General features: G+C 74.2%; 21 protein-coding genes. 2 read left to right on the top strand and 19 right to left on the bottom strand.

The window, feature by feature from the left end; genetic code table 11:
- Positions 1–71: 71 nt before the first annotated feature.
- The 16 genes from F3L20_RS01160 to F3L20_RS01080 all read right to left on the bottom strand — a co-directional run bounded on the left by F3L20_RS01160 (position 72) and on the right by F3L20_RS01080 (position 17,577).
- A complete protein-coding gene (locus F3L20_RS01160) occupies positions 72–734 on the bottom strand; it encodes a response regulator (protein ID WP_150151207.1) in 663 nt (220 codons plus the stop codon).
- Entirely contained in the window at positions 731–2,053 is a 1,323-nt protein-coding gene (locus tag F3L20_RS01155; protein ID WP_150151204.1) for a sensor histidine kinase, read from the bottom strand. The genes F3L20_RS01160 and F3L20_RS01155 overlap by 4 nt, the downstream gene beginning before the upstream one ends.
- Positions 2,046–3,230, bottom strand: a complete 1,185-nt coding sequence (locus F3L20_RS01150; protein ID WP_150151202.1) for an acyltransferase family protein — start codon at positions 3,228–3,230, stop codon at positions 2,046–2,048. The genes F3L20_RS01155 and F3L20_RS01150 overlap by 8 nt, the downstream gene beginning before the upstream one ends.
- Positions 3,227–4,240, bottom strand: coding sequence for an alpha/beta hydrolase (locus tag F3L20_RS01145; RefSeq protein ID WP_150151199.1), 1,014 nt, complete (start codon positions 4,238–4,240; stop codon positions 3,227–3,229). The genes F3L20_RS01150 and F3L20_RS01145 overlap by 4 nt, the downstream gene beginning before the upstream one ends.
- A 159-nt stretch (positions 4,241–4,399) precedes the next feature.
- Entirely contained in the window at positions 4,400–5,269 is an 870-nt protein-coding gene (locus F3L20_RS01140; RefSeq protein WP_150151196.1) for an alpha/beta hydrolase, read from the bottom strand.
- Positions 5,270–5,430: 161 nt separating this feature from the next.
- Positions 5,431–6,633 carry a kynureninase gene (gene kynU, locus F3L20_RS01135; RefSeq protein ID WP_150151193.1) on the bottom strand — a complete coding sequence of 401 codons (1,203 nt, stop codon included), beginning with the start codon at positions 6,631–6,633 and terminating at the stop codon, positions 5,431–5,433.
- Positions 6,626–7,456 carry a tryptophan 2,3-dioxygenase family protein gene (locus F3L20_RS01130; protein WP_145829200.1) on the bottom strand — a complete coding sequence of 277 codons (831 nt, stop codon included), beginning with the start codon at positions 7,454–7,456 and terminating at the stop codon, positions 6,626–6,628. Before F3L20_RS01130 ends, kynU begins: the two co-directional genes overlap by 8 nt.
- Positions 7,457–7,621: 165 nt before the next feature.
- Positions 7,622–8,035 (bottom strand): DUF3151 domain-containing protein, encoded by a 414-nt coding sequence (locus F3L20_RS01125; protein ID WP_145829199.1) that lies wholly within the window; start codon positions 8,033–8,035, stop codon positions 7,622–7,624.
- A 17-nt stretch (positions 8,036–8,052) separates the two neighbouring features.
- Positions 8,053–9,522, bottom strand: a complete 1,470-nt coding sequence (locus F3L20_RS01120) for an MFS transporter (protein ID WP_150151190.1) — start codon at positions 9,520–9,522, stop codon at positions 8,053–8,055.
- A gap of 61 nt (positions 9,523–9,583) precedes the next feature.
- A complete protein-coding gene (fbaA, locus tag F3L20_RS01115) occupies positions 9,584–10,615 on the bottom strand; it encodes a class II fructose-bisphosphate aldolase (RefSeq protein ID WP_150151188.1) in 1,032 nt (343 codons plus the stop codon).
- A gap of 156 nt (positions 10,616–10,771) precedes the next feature.
- A complete protein-coding gene (gene pyrE / locus F3L20_RS01110; RefSeq protein ID WP_150151185.1) occupies positions 10,772–11,320 on the bottom strand; it encodes an orotate phosphoribosyltransferase in 549 nt (182 codons plus the stop codon).
- A 9-nt stretch (positions 11,321–11,329) separates the two neighbouring features.
- The gene (locus F3L20_RS01105; protein WP_150151182.1) at positions 11,330–12,118 is read right to left on the bottom strand and encodes an aldose 1-epimerase; all 789 of its coding nucleotides are present in this window, start codon (positions 12,116–12,118) and stop codon (positions 11,330–11,332) included.
- A gap of 351 nt (positions 12,119–12,469) precedes the next feature.
- Positions 12,470–13,492 (bottom strand): SRPBCC domain-containing protein, encoded by a 1,023-nt coding sequence (locus F3L20_RS01100; protein WP_150151179.1) that lies wholly within the window; start codon positions 13,490–13,492, stop codon positions 12,470–12,472.
- Positions 13,493–13,577: 85 nt separating this feature from the next.
- Positions 13,578–15,257, bottom strand: coding sequence for a polyamine aminopropyltransferase (locus F3L20_RS01095; protein ID WP_150151176.1), 1,680 nt, complete (start codon positions 15,255–15,257; stop codon positions 13,578–13,580).
- 59 nt (positions 15,258–15,316) lie between these two features.
- The gene (locus F3L20_RS01090; RefSeq protein ID WP_167534436.1) at positions 15,317–15,850 is read right to left on the bottom strand and encodes a DUF2617 family protein; all 534 of its coding nucleotides are present in this window, start codon (positions 15,848–15,850) and stop codon (positions 15,317–15,319) included.
- An 812-nt stretch (positions 15,851–16,662) separates the two neighbouring features.
- Positions 16,663–17,577, bottom strand: coding sequence for a carbohydrate kinase family protein (locus F3L20_RS01080; protein ID WP_150151167.1), 915 nt, complete (start codon positions 17,575–17,577; stop codon positions 16,663–16,665).
- Between the two features lie 158 nt (positions 17,578–17,735).
- Here F3L20_RS01080 and F3L20_RS01075 point away from each other — a divergent pair, with 158 nt between their 5' ends.
- A complete protein-coding gene (locus F3L20_RS01075; protein WP_150151164.1) occupies positions 17,736–18,926 on the top strand; it encodes a pyridoxal phosphate-dependent aminotransferase in 1,191 nt (396 codons plus the stop codon).
- A 2-nt stretch (positions 18,927–18,928) separates the two neighbouring features.
- Here the strand turns inward: F3L20_RS01075 and F3L20_RS01070 are convergent, their stop codons facing one another.
- Positions 18,929–19,798 carry a hypothetical protein gene (locus F3L20_RS01070; RefSeq protein WP_206338844.1) on the bottom strand — a complete coding sequence of 290 codons (870 nt, stop codon included), beginning with the start codon at positions 19,796–19,798 and terminating at the stop codon, positions 18,929–18,931.
- Positions 19,799–20,257: 459 nt separating this feature from the next.
- On the opposite strand from F3L20_RS01070, the gene F3L20_RS01065 reads away from it, so the two are divergent.
- Positions 20,258–20,908: an SCO4225 family membrane protein gene (locus F3L20_RS01065; RefSeq protein ID WP_150151162.1), complete on the top strand. Its 651-nt coding sequence runs from the start codon at positions 20,258–20,260 to the stop codon at positions 20,906–20,908.
- Positions 20,909–20,917: 9 nt separating this feature from the next.
- On the opposite strand, the gene F3L20_RS01060 is transcribed toward F3L20_RS01065, so the two are convergent.
- Together F3L20_RS01060 and F3L20_RS01055 are read right to left on the bottom strand one after the other, a co-directional pair.
- Positions 20,918–21,526, bottom strand: a complete 609-nt coding sequence (locus F3L20_RS01060; protein WP_150151159.1) for a DUF1707 SHOCT-like domain-containing protein — start codon at positions 21,524–21,526, stop codon at positions 20,918–20,920.
- 147 nt (positions 21,527–21,673) lie between these two features.
- Positions 21,674–22,204 (bottom strand): YbjN domain-containing protein, encoded by a 531-nt coding sequence (locus F3L20_RS01055; protein WP_145829185.1) that lies wholly within the window; start codon positions 22,202–22,204, stop codon positions 21,674–21,676.
- Positions 22,205–22,271: the final 67 nt, after the last annotated feature.

Genomic DNA, 22,271 nt, shown 5'->3' with positions numbered 1-22,271 from the left:
GAGTCGGGTTCCCGGGCGTCCGTCTCAGGTACTACGCAGGCCGCGCCGGGTTACCCCGCGGTACCGCGGGCTCAGTAACCGGAGGGACGGACCAGGCCCGACTCGTACGCGAACACCGCGGCCTGGGTGCGGTCGCGCAGGCCCAGCTTCACCAGGATCCGGCCGACGTGCGTCTTCACGGTCTGCTCGGCCACCACCAGGCGCACGGCGATCTCCGCGTTCGACAGTCCCTGGGCGATCAGCCCGAGCACCTCCGTCTCGCGTCCGGTCAGATCACCGACCCGCTGCCGCAGCGGGGAGCGGGGCCTCGGGTCCAGGCGGGAGAACTCCGCGATCAGCCGGCGGGTGACGCCCGGCGCGAGGAGGGCGTCACCGGCCGCCACCACCCGGACCGCCTCGGCGAGCTGCTCGGCGGAGGCGTCCTTGAGGAGGAAGCCGGACGCGCCCGCGCGCAGCGCCTCGTACACGTACTCGTCCAGGTCGAAGGTGGTCAGCACCAGCACCTTCACCTCGGGGGTGACGGCGGTGATGCGGGCGGTGGCCTCGATGCCGCCGAGCTCGGGCATGCGGATGTCCATCAGGACGACGTCCGGGGCGAGCACGCCGACCTGCTCGACCGCCTCGATCCCGTTCACCGCCTGGCCGACGACCTCGATGTCGGGCTGGGTGTTCAGCAGCACGGTGAAGCCCTGCCGGACCATCTGCTGGTCGTCGGCGATCAGTACGCGGATCATGCGGTGCCGTCCTGGGAGAGGGGGTCGGTGGCGGGCGGGGAGGAGACCGGGAGGCGGGCGTCGACCCGGAAGCCGCGCCCGGACCCGGGGCCGGCCGTCAGGGTGCCGCCGAGCATGACGGCGCGTTCCCGCATGCCGAGCAGCCCGTGCCCGGCCCCGGCGGACGGCGGCTGCTCCCGGGTGGGGCCGGTGTCGACGACCCGCACCCGCAGTTCGCGCGGCTCGTAGGCGACGGCGACGTGCGCGGTGGCGCCGGGCGCGTGCCGCAGCACGTTGCTCAGGGCCTCCTGCACGATCCGGTACGCGGACAGCTCCACGCCGGGCGGCAGCGGGCGCCGCTCGCCGGTGACCTCGGTGGTCACGGTGAGTCCGGCGGCGCGGGTGTTCTCCACCAGCGCCTCCAGCCGGTCGAGGGTGGGCTGGGGGGCGTCCGCGCGTTCGCCGGGGGCGGGGTGTTCGGAGCGCAGCACGTCGAGGACGCGGCGCAGTTCGGTGAGCGCCTCGACGGCGTTCTGCCGGATGCCGGCGAGGTTCTCCTTGAGCTCGTCCGACGGGTCCTGCACGAGGTGCGGGGCAACCTGTGCCTGGATGGAGATCACCGACATGTGGTGAGCCACCACGTCGTGCAACTCGCGTGCGATGCGGCTGCGTTCCTCCAGCAGCGTGCGGCGGGCGCGTTCCTCGGCGGTGAGCGTGGTCTGCCGCCCCAGTTCGACGCGGGCCTCGCGGCGGCCGCGCAGGGCGATGCCGAGGACGACCACGACGGCTGACAGCGCAACGGTGACCTGGCCGGTGGGCGCGTAGTTCCACGCGCCCCACAGGCCCTGGAGGGCGTAGGTGAACAGCCCCGTCAGGACCAGCGCCTCGACCGACACCCGGGTGGGCACGCGCAGGGCGACCAGCAGCAGCACCAGCAGGTGGGCCACGATGGCCCACGCGGTCCATGGCCACGTGAAGCCGTCGATCTGACCGGCCATCAACATGCGGCGCGTCAGTACGGCAATCGCCAGCGTGGCGCCGAGCGACAGCCACAGCCCCGGCACCGGCCGCCGCAGCGCGAGGACTGCCGCACAGCCCTGCCCCACCCCGAGCAGCATGGAGTAGCCGAGGTCCAGCCCGCCCTGGTCGTTCAGTTGAACGGCTCCCACGATGGTCAGGACGACGCCGACGATCCACACGACCCCGTGCGGCAGCCACCGCAGCCACGTCGACGGCGGCAAGGGGTCGACCCGCGTGGTCATCAGGTCGTCGCGCAGGACGCCCAGCCACCGTCGTATGTGCTCCGCCCCCGTGTCCGCCACGGCGTTCAGCCTAGACATGGGGGGCGCGCCCGGTCATCGGGCGGTGGGCGCGGACCACCCGGGACCGCTCCCGCCGCCCGCCCCCGCCCCGCTCCCATGTCCGGAACGCGGCCCCGCAGACCACGAGGGCGAGGGCGAACACCGGGAGCCACACCAGCCGGGCGGCGACCCAGCCGGGGCCGTCCGGGACGGTGTGCAGTCCGGGCAGCGGACCGGCCGGGAGGGCGACGGCGGTGGTGGCCATCAGGGCGGTCTGGTGCCACAGGAACACCGTCATCGCGGACAGGTTGACCAGCGCCACCGCCGCCCACGCCACGGGCCGGCGCATCGCGTGGCGCAGCCGGTCGCGCAGCAGCAGCGCCAGTCCGCTCTGGGCGAGGCCGAAGGTGACGGCGGCCAGCGTGGGCGGGTTGAGGTTGGACACCTCGGCGCCCGGCACCCCGACCATGGCGGCCGGGTAGCCCGCCCACACCACCAGGGCGGCCGTGGCAGCCGTACCGCAGATCACCAACGCCCAGCCGGACCTGCGGCGTTCCAGCTCGCCGCGGGTCCAGGCCGCGCCCAGCGTGTACGGCACCAGCCAGCCCGCGGCCAGGTTGAGCCAGCCGAGCCAGGCCGGGGCGCCGAAGCCGAACCGCAGCACGTCGACGTGGAGGACGACGGCCAGCGGCCACAGCGGGTGGAGGCGGGTGAGCAGCGGGGTCGCGGCGGTGAGGGCGGCGAAGACGAGCAGGAACCACATCGGGGACAGGGCCAGCTTCACCAGGGTGCGTACGGTCGCGTACTCGGCGTCCGTCAGCAGCAGGGTGAGCGTGACCGCCGTCCACAGGGTGAGGACGGCGGCGACCGGGGCGAACAGCCGGGCCAGCCGGGCGTGCAGCCACCGGTGGTACGGAATGCCCCGGCCCCGGGCGGAGGCGTACGAGCGGGTGGCGACGTGCCCGCCGACCAGGAAGAACACGGCGAGGGTCTGGAAGCCCCAGGACACCGGTGCCGGCCAGGTCATGTGCTGCAGCGGGCTGGCGGTGCGCAGGGTGCGGCCGTCCGCGACCAGCGCGGTGACCAGCCAGTGGCCGAGGACCACTCCGAGGACGGCGAGCGCCCGCAGTGCGTCCACGGCGCGGTCGCGGTGGGCGGGGGTGGCCGCGTCGATGCGGGTGGCGGCCCCGCGTATCCCGGCGGGGAGGCGGGTCATGAGGTCACCGCCCGGGTGTCGCCGAGGACGATCCGGGTCAGGTTGGCCAGGGAGGGCGAGCCGGGCGCGAAGTAGTCGCTGTGTCCGCCGTCGCCGGCCGCGAAGACGCGGGCGCCGAACTCCCGGGAGACGGGGTCGGTGCCGAAGCCGACGGTGGTGCCGAACAGTTCGGCGTCGATGTGCGGCACGTGCTCGACCCAGTCACCCGCGCCGCGGGCGGCCCACACCCGGGCGCGCGTACGCAGGTCGGCGGCGGTGCCGGCGCCGGTGCCGGGGCTGCCCAGGAACACCAGGTCGTCGATGTCGAGGCCGGATGCGGCCCGGGCGCAGACGACGGAGCCGTAGGAGTGGCAGAGCAGCGACAGGCGCGCCCGGGGACCGGCGACGGCTCTCAAGCCGTCGACGAGTTCCCGGAGTTGGGGTGCAGCGTCCTCGGCGCGGCCGGTGGTGGTGACCGAGGGGCTGAGGGTGCCGGGTGTCTCGTAGCCGAGCCAGGCAACCACCGCCGTGCGCACCCCTGCCGGTGCCTCCCGCGCGAGCCGCCCGTGCAGCGCGAGGGCGGTGGCGCGGAACCGGTCGTAGGTGTCGATGCCGGTGTCGGACCCGGGGACCAGGACGGCGACGCGGCCGGCGTGCGCCAGGTCGCCGAGCACCTCGGTGACCAGCCCGGCCCCGCGCCCGTCGAAGGCCAGCAACTGCCGTGTCGACAGCGCTCGTTCGGCGGTCGCCCGGTCCCCGTAACCGTGCCGGTCGGCGATGCGGGCGGCCTCGGCGGCGTCGGCCCGGTGGGCGGCGTAGGCCGCGTCGAGGGTGACGGCGGTCGGCGGCGGGAGCTCCGTGGGCGCCGGCGCGGGCACCTGGGGGCGCGCCGCCCCGGCGAGGGGCACGGCGACGGCGGCGGCGACGAGCGCCGCGAGCAGCCCGCGCCGCAGGCGTCCGGCCGGGGGGCGCGCCGGGCGCCCCGCCCCTTCCGCGGGTGCGCCCGCGGTTCCCTCGTGCCCGTGCTCCATCGTCGCCGTTCCCTTCCCCGTCCGCCCGGTCATCGGGCCTGCCGGGAAAGGAAGTTACGGAGCGTGGCCTGTAGTCCGCGTCCCACCGGGGGACTCATCCGCGGGGTGGCTCTCAGGTACTAGGGGTATGACCGGGCCCGCGTCCGCGGTGAGGTGGGGTCACCAGGCGAGCTGGGCGATCTCCTCCGCCACCACCGCGCAGGCGTCCGCCGCCGGATCGATGAGCGGGAAGTGGCCGACGTCCTCCAGCAGCGTCACCCCCACCACCTCGCCGGCCTTCGCCGCCCCGTCCGCGTACGACTCGGCGACCGCGAAGGGGACGTCGACGTCCGTACGGCCCTGGACGAGGGTGGTGGCGATCCCGGTGGGCAGCAGCAGCGCCGGATCGGCGTGCGGCCGGCGCTCGGCGAAGTGGTCGTCGCCGCCCAGGAGTTCACGGGCGGCACCACCGCACACGCCGAGCTTGTCGGCGACCTCGAGGTCCGCGATCGGGGCGAGGGCGACGACCCCGCGCAGCGGCGCGGGGGCGTCCGTGCGCCAGGGCGAACCGGCCGGCAAGAGGTGCCGGGCGGCGGCCCACAGCGCCAGATGACCGCCGGCCGAGTGGCCGGTCAGGACGATGCGGCGCGGATCGCCCGCCGGGAGGTGCTCGCGTATCAGCCCGGGCAGCGCGTCCACGGCCGCGGCGACGTCGTCGAAGGTGTCGGGCCACCGCCCGCCCACCGGGTCCCCGCCGCCCGTCTCCCCCGCCCCGCGCCGGTACTCGACACTGGCCACGGCGAAGCCGCGGGCCGCCAGGAACGCGGCGAACGGGCTCATGTGGCGCCGGTCGTAGGGTGCGCGCCAGGCGCCGCCGTGCAGGACGACGACCACCGGGGCGGGGCCGGCCCCGCCGCGCGGCGCGTACAGGTCGATCACCTGGTCGGGGTCGTCGCCGTAGGCCGCCGTGGTGTCGGGGGCGACCGGCTGATGGGAGAGAGCCGACTCCTCCTCGGCGGCGGCCCGGGCGGCTGCGACGTCGTCCGTCATGCTCCAACCTCTCAGCGATACAACGTGGTTCGACCGGACCGGGCACACACACGGCCGTTCGGCCGGGACGGTACCAGTACCTCGGGGGTCCCTCTGACCGGGAGGTCCCGCCTGACCGGCGGGAACGGGGCCGGGACGGTGCCGCCCGGCCCCGTCCCGGCCTAGCCCAGCTCCTCGGCGAGCGCCCGCGCCGCCCGCTCCACGTCCGCGAACCCGACGTACAGCGGGGTGAAACCGAAGCGCAGCACGTCCGGGTGGCGGAAGTCGCCGACCACGCCCCGCTCGATCAGCCGCCGCATCACCGGCCCGGCGTCCGCACAGCGCAGCGCGACCTGGCTGCCCCGCTCCCCGTGCGGCAGCGGGGTCAGGCACTCCACCCGGCCCTCGGGGACGTACTCCGCGACGCACTCCAGGAAGAAGTCGGTCAGCGCGAGGGACTTGGCCCGCACCGCCTCGACCGTCACCCCGTCCCAGACCTCCAGCGCGGCCTCCAGGGCCAGCATGGAGAGGATGTCAGGGGTGCCGACCCGCCCGCGCACCGCGCCGTCGGCCGGCTCGTACTCCGAGCGCATCCCGAAGGGCTCCGCGTGGGAGTTCCAGCCGGGCAGCGGGGAGTCGAAACGGTCCTGGAGGTCCGCGCGCACGTACAGGTACGCGGGCGAACCGGGGCCGCCGTTGAGGTACTTGTAGGTGCAGCCGACGGCCAGGTCCACGCCGTGCGCGTCCAGGCCGACCGGCAGCGCGCCCGCGCTGTGGCACAGGTCCCAGACGGCGTACGCGCCCGCCGCGTGCACGGCCGCCGTGAGGGCGGGCAGGTCGTGCAGCCGGCCGGTGCGGTAGTCCACGTGGTTGAGCAGCACGGCGGCCGTACGCTCCCCGAGCGCGCCCGGCACCTCGGACGGCTCCACCGGGCGCAGCGTGCAGCCGGTCATCCGGGCCGCCGACCCGGCGATGTAGCCGTCCGTGGGGAACGTGCTCGCGTCGACCAGGATCTCGTCCCGCCCGGCATCGGTCTCCCGCGCCAGCCGTACCGCGCCGACCAGCGCCTTGAACACGTTGACGCTGGTGGAGTCGCCCACCACGATCTGCCCCGCCGCCGCGCCGACCAGCGGGGCGATCCGGTCGCCGATCCGTTCCGGCGCCGTCCACCAGCCGCCCTCCGTCCAGGAACGGATGCGCATCTCGCCCCACTGGCGGCGCACCACGTCCTCGACCCGGCCCGGGACGGCGACGGGCAGCGCGCCCAGCGAGTTGCCGTCCAGGTAGACCGCGCCGTCGGGCCCGTCGAGGACGAAGTCGTCACGCTTGGCGGCGAGTTCGTCGACGGCGTCCAGCTTCCGTGCCTTCTCCGTCAGCTCAGACATAGGACCGCGCCGTCCACAGCTCGGGGAACACGCTCTTCTGCGCCCGCTTCTCCAGCCACGCCACGCCCGCGGACCCTCCTGTCCCGGTCTTGGCACCCATGGCCCGGCGGGTGGCGACCAGGTGGTCGTTGCGCCAGCGCCACACCAGCTCGGCGACATCGGTCAGCGCCTCGCCGAGCCGTGCCACCTCGTCCCGCTCGTCCCCCGCGTAGACGGACGTCCAGATCCCCTCGACCTCGGGCGACGGCTCGTACTTCTGCGACACGTCGCGCTCCAGCACCGCCTTCGGCACGGGGTGCCCGCGCCGCGCGAGGAACCGCAGCACCTCGTCGTACAGGCTGGGCTCGTGCAGGGCCTTCTCCAGCTCGGCGTGCACCCGGGGCGCGCCCCGGTGCGGGACCAGCATCGACGCGGACTTGTCGCCGAGGAGGAACTCCATGCGCCGGTACATCGCCGACTGGAAGCCGGAGCCCTCGCCGAGGGCGCTGCGGTAGGAGTTGAACTGCGCCGGGGTGAGCCCGGCCAGCGGCTTCCAGGAGGCGTTCAGCGCCTCCAGCTCGCGCCGCGAGCGCCGCAGCGCGTCCACCGCGGTCGGTACGTCGTCCCGGCGCAGCGCCTTCGCCGCGGTCTCCCACTCGTGGACGATGACGGTGAACCACAGCTCCATGACCTGGGTGGTGACCAGGAAGACCATCTCTCCGGGGTCGTCCGAGAGGGTGTGCTGGAGGTGGGTGAGGACGTCGGCCCTGACGTAGTCCTCGTAGGGGGTCGTCCCCTGGAAGTCGAGATGCGGGGTCTCGGGCTCGTGAGCCTCGTGGGACATCGCTGTCTCCTGAAATGTTCTCCGGGTAGCGGTCCGCCCCTGCCGTTACCGGCACGGGGGCCCCGGTCCCCACGGTGCATCCTGCGTAATCGTCCCCCACCACCGCAAGGCCCGCCCGTCCGGCAGGCGGGCCCCGCGGTGATCAGGTTCCGGTTACCGGCCGGTTCAGCCCAGGACCTGCGCCGCGGTCGGCGAGGAGTCCTTCAGGAACTGCGTGCAGCGCTCGTACTCCTCCTGCTCGCCGATCGCCTGCGCCGCGCGGGCGAGGGCGTGCAGGGCGCGCAGGAAGCCGCGGTTGGGCTCGTGCTCCCACGGCACCGGGCCGTGGCCCTTCCAGCCGCTGCGGCGCAGCGCGTCCAGGCCCCGGTGGTAGCCCGTACGGGCGTACGCGTAGGACTCGACGACGCTGTCCCGCTCGAACGCCTCGTCCGCGAGCCGCGCCCAGGCCAGCGAGGAGGTGGGGTACCGGCCCGCGACGTCGGCGGCGGAGGCACCGGACGCCAGCAGTTCGCGGGGCTCCGGGTCGTCGGGGAGGTGGGTCGGGGGCGGGCCCCCGAGGAGGTTCTCGTGAATCGACATGGGTCCAGTCTCGTACATCAGACGGCGTCGCTCCCGCCCCGGCGTCCCGCCTCCAGCGGCGGCACCGCGACGCTGCCGTGGGTACGGCACTCCGGGCGCCGGCAGTCCGGGGCGGGACGCCGGACGGTCGCCAGCGCGAAGAGCGACCCGGCCACCAGCACGCCCGCGCACAGCACCATCGCCCGGCGGAACGCGGAGTCGAACGCCTCCGGCTGCCGGTACGCCTCCGGACCCATCCCGGCGAGCAGCGGCAGCGCCGCAACCGCCAGCAGCCCGGCGGCGCGGGCGGCGGCGTTGTTGACGCCGCTGGCCAGGCCCGCCCGCGCGGTGTCCACGGAGGCCAGGACGGTCGCCGTCAGCGGCGCCACCAGGGTGACCATGCCGAGACCCAGCACCAGCAGCGCGGGCAGCACGTCGGTGGCGTACGCGGCGCCCGGCCCGACCCGCAGCATCAGCAGCACCCCGGCCGCGCTCAGCAGCGGTCCCACCGTGAGCGGCAGGCGCGGCCCGATCCGGTCGGCGAGCTCGCCGGAGCGGGCGGAGAGCAGCAGCATCAGGGCGGTCGTGGGCAGCAGGGCCGTCCCCGCGGCGAGCGCGGACCAGCCGACGACGACCTGAAGCTGGAGCGCGGCGAGGAAGAAGAAGCCGCCGAACGCCGCGTACACGCACAGGGTGACGCCGTTGACCGCCGAGAACTGGCGGGACGCGAAGATCTCCAGCGGCATCATCGGCCCCGGGCGGCGCTTCTCCACCAGCACGAAGCCCACGGCGGCGGCGAGCCCGGCCACGGCGGAGCCGGCGACCAGCAGCGACCCCTCCTCCGCCTCGATCAGCGCATACGTCACCAGCGCGAGGGCGACCGCGCCGAGCGCCGCGCCGAGCACGTCGAAGTGACCCTCGGCCTTCCCGCCCGACGACTCCGGCACATGGCGCACGGCGACGGGCGCGCACAGCAGCGCGAACGGCACGTTGAGCAGGAACACCCAGCGCCAGCCCGGACCGTCCACCAGCCAGCCCCCGACGAACGGGCCGACGGCCGCGCCGATCCCGCCGAACCCGGACCACAGGCCGACCGCCCGGCCCCGGTCGTCGGGGTGGAAGGACGCCTGGATCAGCGCGAGCGAACCGGGCGTGAGCAGCGCGCCGCCCACCCCCTGCAGGGCCCGGGCGCCGATGAGCACGCCCGTGTTCGGCGCGAGCCCGCACAGCAGGGAGGCGGCGGCGAACCACAGCACGCCGACGACGAACACCCGGCGCCGCCCGAACCGGTCGCCCAGCGCCCCGCCCAGCAGGATCAGCCCGGCCAGCGTGACCATGTAGGCGTTGACGGTCCACTGCAGCGCGCCGAGGTCGGCGTCGAGGTCCCGGCCGATCGCCGGGAGGGCGACGTTGACCACGGTCGAGTCGAGCAGGGCCATGCCGGATCCGAGGACCGTGGTGAACAGGATCCACCTGCCCTGCGGGGAGGCCAGCCGGACATCGGGCATACCGGGAGCATACGGAAGGGCCCGGCACCTGGACAGGTGCCGGGCCCGACGCGCGGAAGGGTTACTTGATGCGGGTGCCCGTCGAACGCAGGTGACCGCACGCCTCCACGACCCGGGCGGCCATGGACGCCTCGGCCAGCTTGCCCCAGGTGCGCGGGTCGTAGGTCTTCTTGTTGCCGACCTCGCCGTCGACCTTCAGCACGCCGTCGTAGTTGCGGAGCATGTGGTCGGCGACCGGACGCGTGAACGCGTACTGGGTGTCGGTGTCGATGTTCATCTTCACGACGCCGTTCTCCAGGGCGGTGCGGATCTCCTCCTCGGTGGAGCCCGAGCCGCCGTGGAAGACGAAGTCGAACGGCTGCGAGCCGGCCGGCTTGCCGTACTTGGCGGCGACGCCCTCGTTGAGCTCCTTCAGCAGCTCGGGACGGAGGACGACGTTGCCCGGCTTGTACACGCCGTGCACGTTGCCGAAGGACGCGGCGAGCAGGTAGCGGCCCTTGTCACCCAGGCCCAGCGCCTCGGCCGTGCGGATCGCGTCGTCGACCGTGGTGTAGAGGGAGTCGTTGATCTCGTGCGTGACGCCGTCCTCCTCGCCACCGGTCGGGGTGATCTCGACCTCGAGGATGATCTTCGCGGCCCGGGCGCGCTCCAGCAGCTCCTGGGCGACGCTCAGGTTGTCCGCGAGGGTCTCCGCGGAGCCGTCCCACATGTGCGACTGGAACAGCGGGTTGCGGCCGGCCTTGACGCGCTCCTCGGACACCCCGAGCAGCGGGCGGACGTACCCGTCGAGCTTGTCCTTCGGGCAGTGGTCGGTGTGCAGGGCGATGTTGACGTCGTACTTCTCGGCGACGATGTGCGCGAACTCGGCGAGGGCGACGGCGCCGGTCACCATGTCCTTGCTGTGCTGGCCGCCCAGGAACTCGGCACCGCCCGTCGAGATCTGCACGATGCCGTCGCTCTCCGCCTCGGCGAAGCCGCGCAGAGCCGCGTGCAGGGTCTGGGACGAGGTGACGTTGATGGCCGGGTAGGCGAACTTTCCTGCCTTCGCCCGGTCCAGCATCTCGTTGTAGACCTCGGGAGTTGCGATGGGCATCTGTCCGCTCCTTTAAGCGTGCGGTGTGGGGTGCTGCGTACTGTCGGCCCTGACCTGGAACCTTGGAAGCGACGCCGTTGTCGGCCCCATCTTCCCAGACATGGGGGCCACGTCGACGGTGCAGGTCGAGTCGTTATGACGGCGATGTCGGGCCGGTCAGTCCAGGCCCAGCTCGTCCTTGGAGAAGGCGAACAGGTACGGCACCCCGGCACCCTCCTGGATCTTCTCGGCGGCACCGGTCGCCCGGTCGACGATGGTCGCGACGGCCACGACCTCCGCGCCGGCCTCGCGCACCGCCTCCACGGCGGTGAGCGGCGAACCGCCGGTGGTGGAGGTGTCCTCCACGACCAGCACGCGGCGGCCCTTGATGTCCGGGCCCTCCACGCGGCGCTGCAGGCCGTGCGCCTTGGCGGCCTTGCGTACGACGAACGCGTCCAGCCTGCGGCCGCGCGCCGCGGCGGCGTGCAGCATGGCGGCGGCGACCGGGTCGGCGCCCATGGTCAGGCCGCCCACGGCGTCGAACTCCAGCTCCGCGGTCAGGTCCAGCAGCACCTGCCCGACCAGCGGGGCGGCCTCACCGTCGAGGGTGACGCGGCGCAGGTCGACGTAGTAGTCGGCCTCCAGACCGGAGGAGAGGGTCACCTTGCCGTGCACCACGGCCTTGTCCTTGATCTGCTGCAGCAGCGCGCCGCGTGTGTCCGTCATGCCGCCAGCTTAAAGGCGGGTCCACGTCCAGGTCGTCGAGGCCTCCAGCGGCTCCAGCGGCGTGACCAGGCGCGGGTGGCTGTTCAGCCCGTCCGGCGGTCCGGTCTGGGGTTCCACGCAGACGGCCTCGTCCTGCTCGTCGTAGACGACGACCCACTCCTCGCGGCTGGTCACCTTCAGCTGGAGCTGCCCCGGCCAGGTGAGGGTGACGTCCACCCCGCCGGGCATCCCGAAGCAGTCGTCCCACGGGCCGGGCCGCGGGTCGACGCGCCGGCCGGTGGGCAGGTGGTCGTCCCCGCGCTCCTCCTGCCAGGCGGGCTCGAAGCCGATCGTCACGTCCTCGCCGCCGAGGTTGCGCAGGAACCACGGGTGCCAGCCGACCTGCGCCGGGAACGACGACTCGTAGGTCTCCACGCCCATCGTCAGCGTCAGGGACTCCTCGCCGAGCACCACCTGCTGGGTGACCCGCCCCGAGTACGGCCACGGATCGGTCAGGTCGTACGTCAGCACGGCCTCGTCGGTGCTCTTGCGGGCGGTGCGCCAGGGGGAGGTGCGGGCCGTGCCGTGGATGGCGTGCGGAGGGGCGTTGAGCGGCATCTGCTGCACGGTGGCGCCGTCCCGGAAACGGCCGTCGCGCAGCCGCCCGCACCAGGGGACCATCGGGAAGCACCCGAATTTCTCCCCCTGCCGCAGCAGCTCCACGCCGCCGATCCGCAGCCCCCCGACCCGTCCGCCGTTCCCCGGCAGCACGTCCACCTCCGCGTCGCCCGCGGTCAGCGTGATGTGTTCGTTACTCACCCTTCGACCCTACTGGGGTGATCAAGGGGACGGGGCCCGCGTCCGCGGGACGAGGAACGGGGGGAGCGTCGCGGGCCGGGGTGTCTCCCGCGTGCGGCATTCGGGCGGCCCGCGTCGCGCACGTCCGCGGGACCGGTGCAGGCTGCCCGCGCGTGCGGGGAAACGGATGGGCGGGGTCGCCCGCGCGGCACACGGGCGGGCCGCCGCCCTGCGCGGGCGCCTTCCGGCTCGGGTCGGCGGCGTACCGGTGGCGCGGAAGCGGCCGGGGGCGGCGGGCCGGGGCCGCCGGACGTGGATCACCGGGGCGGGGCGGACTGCCCGCACCTGTGCGGCGGAGGCCCGGCGCGACGGTCAGTGGCGGCGGCGGAGGGCTCTGATGGCGACGACGGCCGAGGCGACCGCGAGGGCGGCCGCCGGGGCGGCCCAGCGCAGAGGGGTGGAGGAGGCGACGGTCTGGGGCGCCGGGACCGGGGCGTACCGGCCGCGCGGGGGTGCGTGGTCGACCTCCTCGGCGCTGCGGCCGATCATCGTCCGCCGGGCGTGCGCGGCCTCGGCGAGGGAGTCGTCGTCCTCGTCGTCGCCCCGGAACGACCCGTCCCCGAACCCCGGGGGCAGCCCGACGGGCTCCGGCCCGCTCCCGGCGCCGGACCGCGGCGGCGGCTCGTCCGAGTGGCCCTCCTCCGACTCGGCCCCGGAGGCGGACGGCGGCTCGGACGCGGAGGGCTCCTCGGACTCCGGCACGGGCCCGGACGTTCCGTCCGACCTGGACGTTCCGTCCGACGCGGACGCGGGCCCGGACGTGCCGGTCGGCTTGGGCCGTTCCGGTGGCGGGGCCGGGTCCTCCGCGTCCGGGGTGGTCTCGAAGTCGGTGGTGGCCTGCGGCTCGAAGTCGCCCGTCGACAGCTGTTCCGGTGACTCCGCGGGCGGGTGGGGCGCGGCCCCGGCGTCCTCCGCGGCGAGCGCGCCCAGGTTCTCCGCGAAGCGGTTGAGCAGACGGGTGACCGCCGACCCCACCGCCTCCGGCGGCAGCTCCGTGATCCGCCCGTCGGCCGTCGCCGTCCCCGTGACGACGAGTGCCGTGCCGGCGTCCACCGCGCGCGGGCGCAGCCTCAGCGCCAGCCGCACCGACCCGCTCCCCCGCGTCTCCGCCGCGTCACCCTCGACGGCGTAGGACCCGTCGTCCTCCGCGGTCACCCGTACCGACCCGCGGTAGGTGATGGAGGAGCTTCCGACGCGCACCTTCAGACGCCCGGCGACGGGATCCGCACCGGCGTCGTGCTGGAGCCCGGGCACCGCCCGGGCGACCCGCGCGGGGTCGTCCAGCACCTCCCTGAGCCGCTCCGCCTCGACCGGAACGAACACCTCGTGCTCCATGAGTGCGGAGCCTACCCACGGGACGCCGGACCGCACCCCCATCCGTGAGAAGTCACGGCGCGTCGGTGCGGTGCGCGGCAGGGGGTCAGTCCGTGTAGCGGGGGTGGACCAGCGTGGACGGCGGCAGCCCGCGCACGCGGGTACGTTCCGCCGCACGGACGTCCGCCGCGAGGGAGGAGTCGGTCAGCGTACGCGGCCGGGGGCCGGCGGGGTCGAGGCGCGGCCGGGGGGTGTGCAGGCCGGCGGCCAGCACGAAGCCCCAGTCGCGGTGGGCGTGGGCCGTGTCCGCGGGGCCGCGGTCGGGTCCTGCGGCGAACCCGGACTGCCGGCCGCGCACCCGGTAGGCGGTGGTGCGCAGGCCCGCGGCGCGCAGGGTGGCGTCCACCGTCCAGAAGTCGCGGGGCCGGGACGCCACCGCGCCCCCGTGCACCACGAGCCGCCCGCCCGGGGCCAGCACCCGCCGGGCCAGGCCGTAGAACTCCTGTGCGTACAGCTTGGTGCTGGCGGTGATCCCGGGGTGCGGCAGGTCCGCGACCACCACGTCGTACGCGGCCGGGGGTGCCGTCCGCAGCCAGTCGAAGGCGTCCGCGGTGATCACCCGGACGCGGTGGTCGTCGAGGGCGTGCGCGTTGAGCGCGGACAGCGCGGGATCGTGGCGGGCCAGCCGCACCACACCCTCGTCGAGTTCGACGACGTCCACCCGCCGCACGCCCGGGTGGCGCAGCACCTCGCGCGCGGCCAGCCCGTCTCCCCCGCCCAGCACCAGCACGCGCGCGTGCCGCCCCGCCATCGCGGGGTGCACCAGGGCCTCGTGGTAGCGCAGTTCGTCCCGGCCGCCGACCCGCAGACGTCCGTCGAGGAACAGGTTCAGCGGCCGCCCGTCCCGGCCGCCGGTGAGCAGCACCTCCTGCACGTCCGTGTGCACGGCGACCCGTACGTCCTCCCCGTACAGGGCGTGCCGGGCGGCGCGTTCGAAGTCGTCGACGAGGATGGCGGCCGAGGCGAGCAGGGCGAGCACGCACACGTTGGCGACCACCAGCAGGCGGCGGGCGCGCCGGGTGAGGTCGCGCCGGAACAGCCCGAGCACCAGCGCGCCGCCGACGACCGCGTTGACCGCGCCGGTGATCAGCGCGCCCGTCAACTGGCCCAGGACCGGCAGGAGGAGGAAGGGGAAGGCGAGTCCGCCGACCAGGGCGCCGACGTAGTCCGCGGCGGACAGGTCGGCCACCGCGCCGCCCGCGTCCTGCCGGCGGATCCGCTGGATCAGCTCCATCAGCAGCGGCACCTCGGCGCCGATCAGCAGCCCGGTGGCGAGGGAGAACGCGACCAGCAGGCAGCGCGGGCCGTGCGCCCACATCCCGCCCCAGTCGCCGGTCCAGGCGAACACCGCGTACAGGGCCATGGCGCTGTATCCGCCGACCAGCGCGAGCGCCGCCTCGATCGCACCGAACCCGGCCGCCGCGTGCCGGCGCAGCCGTTTGGCGGCGAGGGAGCCGATACCCATCGCGAACACCATCACGGACAGCACGACGGACGTCTGGGCGACCGAGTCGCCCATCAAATACGCGGCCAGTGCGACCAGTTCCAGCTCGTACACCAGTCCGCAGGCGGCGCAGACGAACACTCCCGCGAGGACCAGCCACCGCCCGGTGCCCTGCCGCACGGGCAGCGGCAGCTCACTCGCGGTGTCGTCCCCCCGGGAGCCGTCAGGCCCGTCCCAGGACTGCGTGGAGCCGGGCGGAGCGGGGGCCTGCGGTTCGATCACCCCAGGGACGTTACGTCACGCACTCATCGCACAACGTCACCCACACGCGTGATTCGTGTTTACGCCCGCACGGCACCGGCGTGGGCGGTCATGCGTGCTCCCACGCGGGTGCGGGTGGCGACGAGCTGGCCGTCCTGCGGGTAGGCGTGCCAGGTGCGCCAGTGGAACTGGCCCTCGTGGCAGCGGGCGAGCATCGCCGTGAACGCGTGCGGGCTGCCGGGGAACACCCCGGCGAGGCCCTGCGGGTGGTCGGAGACCAGGGCGAGCAGTTCCTGCGCCCGGCCGGCGAACGCACCCGGAGGCAGAACCTCCACCCGGGCGGCGAACTCGTACTCCCAGTCGTCCACCCGCTTGGCCACGCCCAGCGGAAGCGGCGTGCTGCTGCCCGGGATGCACGCCACCGTCTCCGAGCAGAGGCCGCGGTCCTCCTCCAGGAGCACTTGGTGGGACGCGCCGAGCAGCCGCAACTGGAGCCTGGCCCCCTGCAGTTCGAGGTCGAGGGTGGCCAGCGCCGGAAGCGGCTCGCGCCCCAGTGCCCAGGCGAGGTCGGCCGCGCGCGTGTCGGAATAGGCGGTGTTCAGGGTCGTGAGCATGGATCGGCTCCGCAAGCACACAAGGAAGAAATACGGGCCCGCGCACCCGGGTGGGACCGGGGACTCGGCCCGTCAGCCCGGTCGCCCGGCTGGAAAAAGGGTCCGCGGGGAGATCCGATGGCTGCGCTGGTGATTTATAGGGAATCATGAACTGTGCTGCCACCACAGCGTTTTTACCCAACTTCGTGGGCTTTCCATCCCCTGGGGGGCTCCACAGCTCACGTGTTCAACTACGGCGTACGCCCGGAGTGACGTCGCACTCCGCCGCACCTCGCGCCAACCGGAACCGGAGTCCGTGCCGCCGCTGAACACCACAGCGGGGCCCGCCCCAGGTGCGGACCCCGCCGTCGCGGATGCGTTCTCCCGAAGTGGAGCCGTGCTGCCCCGTGTCAGCCGCCTCCACCGCCGCATCCGCCGCCTCCGCAGGACGACCCGCCTCCGCAGGACGAGCCTCCGTCGGAGGACGATCCACAACTGCCCGCGGTCCCGCCGCCGGCCCACCAGCCGCCGCTGCCCCCGTCGGCGTGGCCGCCGCCCGAGGACGACCCGCCGCGTCGACGGCCCGCCCCCGCCCCGGCGCGACGCGGCGCCGAACTGCGGGACGCCCGCGACACGAACACGAGGAGCAGGGCGAAGAGCACTACCAGGATGATGCCGACAGTCATGGCGCCACCCTCCTTCCGGTTCCCCCGTGATCCCCCGAAGCAGCCCCCCGTGGGTGCCTCGCTCACGGTGTGACCGGGACATGCCCTCCCCCACTCCGCCCCAAAGCAGAGTTGAGCAACTCCAGAGGTTTCCCCGGGACCGCGCCCTCAGACCTCCCGCTCGGCGGGCGGGACCTGGGCGACGAGTTCGTCCGTCGCCTCCCGGTCGGGGTAGCCGCCCTGGGCGCCGAGGTGGCCGCAGGCGGAGGTCGCCGACACCACCGCGGCCCGCAGCGCCGCGGCAGGGTCCGCGCCGGACAGGCGGCGCGCGACATAGACGCCGGCCAGGCAGTCACCGGCTCCGGTGGTGTCGACGATCGGCGCCGACGGCGGCGGCGCGACGCCGATCCGCCGGGTGCCCAGCGTCAGCGCGGCTCCCCGCGGTCCCAGGGTGCGGACCACCGACCTCACCCGGTGGCCGGCGGCGAAGGCGTCCACGTCGCCCAGCTGCGCCGTGGCCTGCTCGTTGAGGAAGACGACCTCCGCCCCGTCGAGGACCGGTGCGAGAGCTTCCGTGCCATGCGTCAGCGCCAGGGGCTCCAGGTCGACGGACAGCCTGATGCCGACGGCCCGGGCCCGCCGGGCGAGCACCGCGGCGGCTCCGGGGTGCAGGCACGAGGTGTGGATCCAGTCGACGCCGTCCAGGTCCGCGTCACGCAGCCGCCGCGGCGACGGGTACTGCGACACGGACGAGGTGTGGACGAGCCGCTTCTCCCCGTCGCCGGCGAGCGTGCACACCGAGACCGCCGTCATGCCGGGCACCGGGACCACCCCCTTGACGTCGACGCCCCGCGCGGCGAGGAACTCGGTCGCCTGGGCGCCGAGCACGTCGTCGCCCACGTCGGCGATCAGAGCGGTGGCGACGCCCTGCCGGGCGCAGGCGACAGCCGAGTTCGCCGCCACACCGCCGGCGCTCACCAGGCTCTCGAAGGCGTGCGTCTTCTCGTCCGGAGCCGGATGGTGCGCGACGCGCAGCGCCACGTCGAAGGCGACGTCTCCGCAGAACAGGGCCGTGGCCGTCATGCCGGTCCCCTTGTCGTGTCCTTCGTCGGATCGGGATCGGAGCGGGAGGTACCTACCCGACCTCGGTCGCCGTCACGCTCCGCCGTGCCCGGGCCAAGAGGTGGCACGCGACCCCGTGGCCGGAGAGTGAGTTGAGGACACCGTTGATCCGGCGCAGGATGACCCGCATGACCTCCAGCGCGCGCCCCCTCCTCAACCGCCGGCTCGCAGAGTTCGGGACGACGGTCTTCGCCGAGATGTCGGCCCTCGCCCTGCGGACCGGAGCCATCAACCTGGGCCAGGGATTCCCCGACACGGACGGCCCGGAGGAGGTCAGGGAGGCCGCCGTGCGGGCCCTGCGGGACGGGCTCGGCAACCAGTACCCGCCGGGGCCGGGCATCCCCGAGCTGCGCACCGCCGTCGCCGCGCACCAGCGGCGCCGCTACGGCCTCACCGTGGATCCCGACACCGAGGTCCTGGTCACCGCGGGCGCCACCGAGGCCATCGCCGCCGCGCTGCTGGCGCTGGTGGAGCCCGGCGACGAGGTGATCGCGCTGGAGCCGTACTACGACTCCTACGCGGCCTGCATCGCCATGGCGGGCGGCACCCGCGTCCCCGTCACCCTCCGCCCGAGCGAGGGCCGCTTCCGCCTGGACCTCGACGAGCTGCGCGACGCGATCACCGACCGCACCCGCCTGCTGCTGATCAACACCCCGCACAACCCGACCGGCACGGTCCTCACCCGCGCGGAGCTGGCGTCGATCGCCGCGCTGGCCGTGGAGCGGGACCTCCTCGTCGTGACCGACGAGGTGTACGAGCACCTGGTCTTCGACGACGCCGAACACATCCCCCTGGCGACCTTCCCCGGCATGCGCGACCGCACGGTGACCATCTCCAGCGCGGGGAAGACCTTCTCCTTCACCGGCTGGAAGGTCGGCTGGATCACCGCCTCGCCCGAGCTGGTCACGGCGGTCCGCTCGGCCAAGCAGTACCTCACCTACGTCTCCGCCGGCCCGTTCCAGTACGCGGTCGCGGAGGCCCTCGCCCTGCCGGAGTCGTACTTCACCGACTTCCGCGCGGACATGCTCGCCAAGCGGGACGTCCTCGCGGCGGGCCTGGAGGAGGCCGGCCTGGCGGTCTACCGCCCCACCGGCACCTACTTCGTCACCGCCGACATCCGCCCCCTGGGCGAGACCGACGGCATCGCCTTCTGCCGGGCCCTCCCGGAACGCGCGGGCGTCGTCGCCATCCCCACGGCCGTCTTCTACGACCACCAGGACATGGGCGCCCCCTTCGTGCGCTTCGCCTTCTGCAAGCAGCGCCACGTCCTGGAGGAGGCCGCGGCCCGCCTCAAGAACGCGGGGCGCTGAGCTCAGCCCGCCGCGCGAGCACGGAGAAGGTCTCCGGTTCGACGCTCGCGACAGTCGCGGCAGTGGCCGGGGTGGGGGGCGCGGAAGGCGCGGTCGCAGCCGTCGCAGGTCCGGAGGGGCAGTACGGCCGGGCGGTCGAGGGGCTCCGGGGGCGGCGGTGCGGGCAGCGGGGTCTCGCGGAGGCGGAAGGCGAGGATGCCCGCCGGGCGGGACAGGAAACGGTCGGGGAGCCCCGCCGTGAGCGTTCTGGTGATCTGGCCGGGTGCCACGCCGGCCGCCAGCCACGCGGTGACGGCGGGCGCGAGCCGCACGGCCTCCCGTTCGGACAGCACGAGTCGTGGATCGACCTGCCGGAGGGCCGCCAGCACGGCGACCGCCTCCGGGTCCGCGTCCGCGAGCGCCGCCGAGGGCTCCTCCCGCGCGGCCACGGAGACGGAGACGGCAGGGGTCTGCCCGGCTCCGGACGGTTTCCGGGGACGGGGCGGGCCGGGGGGTTCCGGCGGGCCGTCCGGGTCCGGCTCCGGGGTCCCGCCGGGGACGTCGTAGAAGTAGGTCCGGGTGCGGATCTGCCCGGACGGGGTGCGCTCACGGCGGCGCTCCAGGTATCCGGCGGCCTCCAGCTCCCTGAGGGCCCGCGAGATCAGGATCTCGCCCTCGGTGAAGTGCGCGCACAGGGCGGCGATGCTCACGGGGGTGCCGCTCGGCAGGGACAGGATGTACACCGCGACGGTGACCGCGCTGCCGCGCCGCTGCGCGAGGGCGTTGGCGACCACGGTGAAGTCGGCCGTGAGACGGATGCGGACGTGGATCACGCCGGTGGTCGGAGCACCGGCGTCGGCGCGCAGGCGCGCGTTTGACTGCAAGTCAGCCATTGGGAAGGTTGGAGCTTCCTGATTGGTCAGGCCCTCGTTCGGGATGCCAGTCCCGGCCGGGGGCCGTATCTGTTTGCGGTTGTCGCGGCGAACGGCCCGTGTCCCGCACCCGCAAGCCGGTCACCCGCACGAGTGAAGCGCGCCGTCCGGCGGGGAGGGTGGGCGGGCGGGTAGTTCTCTCTCCCGGTTCTTTGGGGAGGTCAGCGGCCCGCCGGACCCTCGCCGGCAAGGAAGCGGTGGACCGCTCCGCCCGGCGACGGCGGGACCCCGGGTCGCCTGGGAAGGCGGCCCGGGAGGCACCTTCGAAACAGAGGGTCGGCCCGTACGGGGCCTTGCTGTCACGGACGTGCGGGTGAGTGCCGTCGCGCCGACGGTGAGTAGCGGTACTCATGCCGGGGCACGGCCCTGCCGGTCACTGTGTTGATCACCGACCCGTACCGGCTCCAGGAAGGGCCTTCGATGCCGATCTCCGACCGCTTCCGCCCGCGGCGACTCCTCGCACTCGCCACGGACAGTCTGCCCGCCCGCGCCTATCTGGGCCTCGTCGCCCTCGGTGTCGTGGTGCTGTTCCTGGCCCCGGACAGTCCCTACGCCATGGCACCGGCGCTGCTCACCGCGCCGCTCTCCTTCCTGCCCGTGGTCCTGCCCTTCGGGGCGGGGGGCGGGGCGGCCGAGGTGGCGACGGCCGTGCTGCACGGCGGGTGGCTGCTGCTGTGCGCCCTGGTGAACGCCGCCGCGTTCGGCGCGCTCGCCCGCAGACCGGACCGGGCGCCCTCGGCGCGCCCTCACAGCGGGCGGACCCTGCTCGCCGCTGCCGTGGACAACTGGCCCGCGCGGGTCTACGTCGCCGTGGTCGCGGCGGCCCTGGGCACCTTCCTGTACGCCGTGCTGCTGTCGCCGGACCCCGGGTTCGCGGGGATATGGCCCATCCTCGCGGCGGCGCCGCTCAGCTTCCTCGCCGCGGCGGCCTCGGCACCCGCCGAGTACCACTCGCTCCCCTGGCTCGGCACGCTGGTCTTCTCCGCCGGCGTGGTCCTGGCCGGACTGGTCAACGCCGTGCTCATCGGACTGCTCGCCCGGACGGTGAGGGTCCGGGCCGCGGGACGGTGAGAGGGGCCGCTAGTCGCGTACGGGGTTGGTCCTCAGCTTGCGGCGTTCCCAGCGATTGGGGTGGCGGACGACCACTCCCGCCATGCCGCCGGTGCCGGTGAGGCGGATCAGCGGGGTGCCGGGGAGGCGGTCGGGGGTGGTCGAGTCCCGCAGACCGCCGATGCCGGGGTCCATCGCGATGGTGTCGGCCGCCCAGCCGTCGGGGAGGACGATCGTGACGCCCGCCGCCTCGCCGTACACCTCCACCGTGACCTCGGGCAGCCGGCACTCGGCGCGGCTGAAGTCGAGCTTCACTCCTGACAGGCCGCCGCGCGCGATCACATGCGCGGGAACCTCCCAGCGGCCGGGGCCGCGGGACGCTCCGTGGAGGCCGCCCTTCAGCTCCAGAGGCGGCAGGTCGGCGGGGGCCGGCGGGCTCGGCAGGTCCGCGGTGAGGGCGTCCAGCTCCGCGTAGGTCTTCGCGGTGAGCGCCCGCTCCAGCCGCTCGTCCAGCTCGTCGAGGTCGATGCGCCCCTCGGCCGCCGCGTCGCGCAGCTGCTCCACCACCGCCTCCCGGTCGTCGTGGGAGGCTCGCAGGCCGCCTCGGTCGTCGTCGCGCGGGGCCGGCTGGGCTGTCATGTCCCCAAGAATAAGCGGGCCCGGCGGGCCGGGAGCCGGCATGAGAGAGCCCGGCCCCGCGACCGGCCACGTGGGCCGGCTTCCGGGCCGGGCTGGGCTCCCTACGGCGTGCGCCTGGCCGGCGCCGCCGCTCGCGCGCGAGGGCGCTTACGCGTCGTCGTCCGGCTTGTCCGCGTCGTTGATCTCCGACTCCAGGCCGAGCTGCTCGACGAGCCACTTGTCGAACTCGATGGCGGCCCGCACCCAGCTGACCGTCGAGGAGACGAAGTGCTCCAGGCTCACGCCCATGCCGATCAGCATCTGCGCCTCACCGATGAGACGGACCGTGCCGTCGTCGTGGGTGTGCGTGTAGACCTTGGGCCACAGGGTGCGGCGGTTCCAGTCGTCGATGGACTCGAGGAGCTGTGCCTTCTCCTCGATCTGGTGCGGCCGGTCGTAGAACGTCCGCACCGAGAAGATCTGCTGGTCGTCCTCGCCGCGGAACATGAAGTAGGTGCGGAACTGCTCCCACGGCGCCGCGAGGTCACCCTCGTCGTCGACGACGTACTTGAGCTCCATCTGGTCGAGGAGCTGCTTCACGAGGTCCTGATCCGGGACGACGGGGCCCGCCGGTCCTTGGGGCTGCGGCTCGGGCTGCTGGCCCCCGAAATTCGGAATCGAGGACGGGTCGATGGTCACCGTGAATTTCCCTTCGTACGGATTCCGCCATCCTCCCCCATGCGGGGAGGGGGGTGGCAAGCCCCGA

Source organism: Streptomyces tendae (assembly GCF_008632955.1).
Taxonomy (GTDB): domain Bacteria; phylum Actinomycetota; class Actinomycetes; order Streptomycetales; family Streptomycetaceae; genus Streptomyces.
Note: the sequence above shows the minus strand (reverse complement) of the source record. Positions and strands in the feature narration are given on the sequence as shown.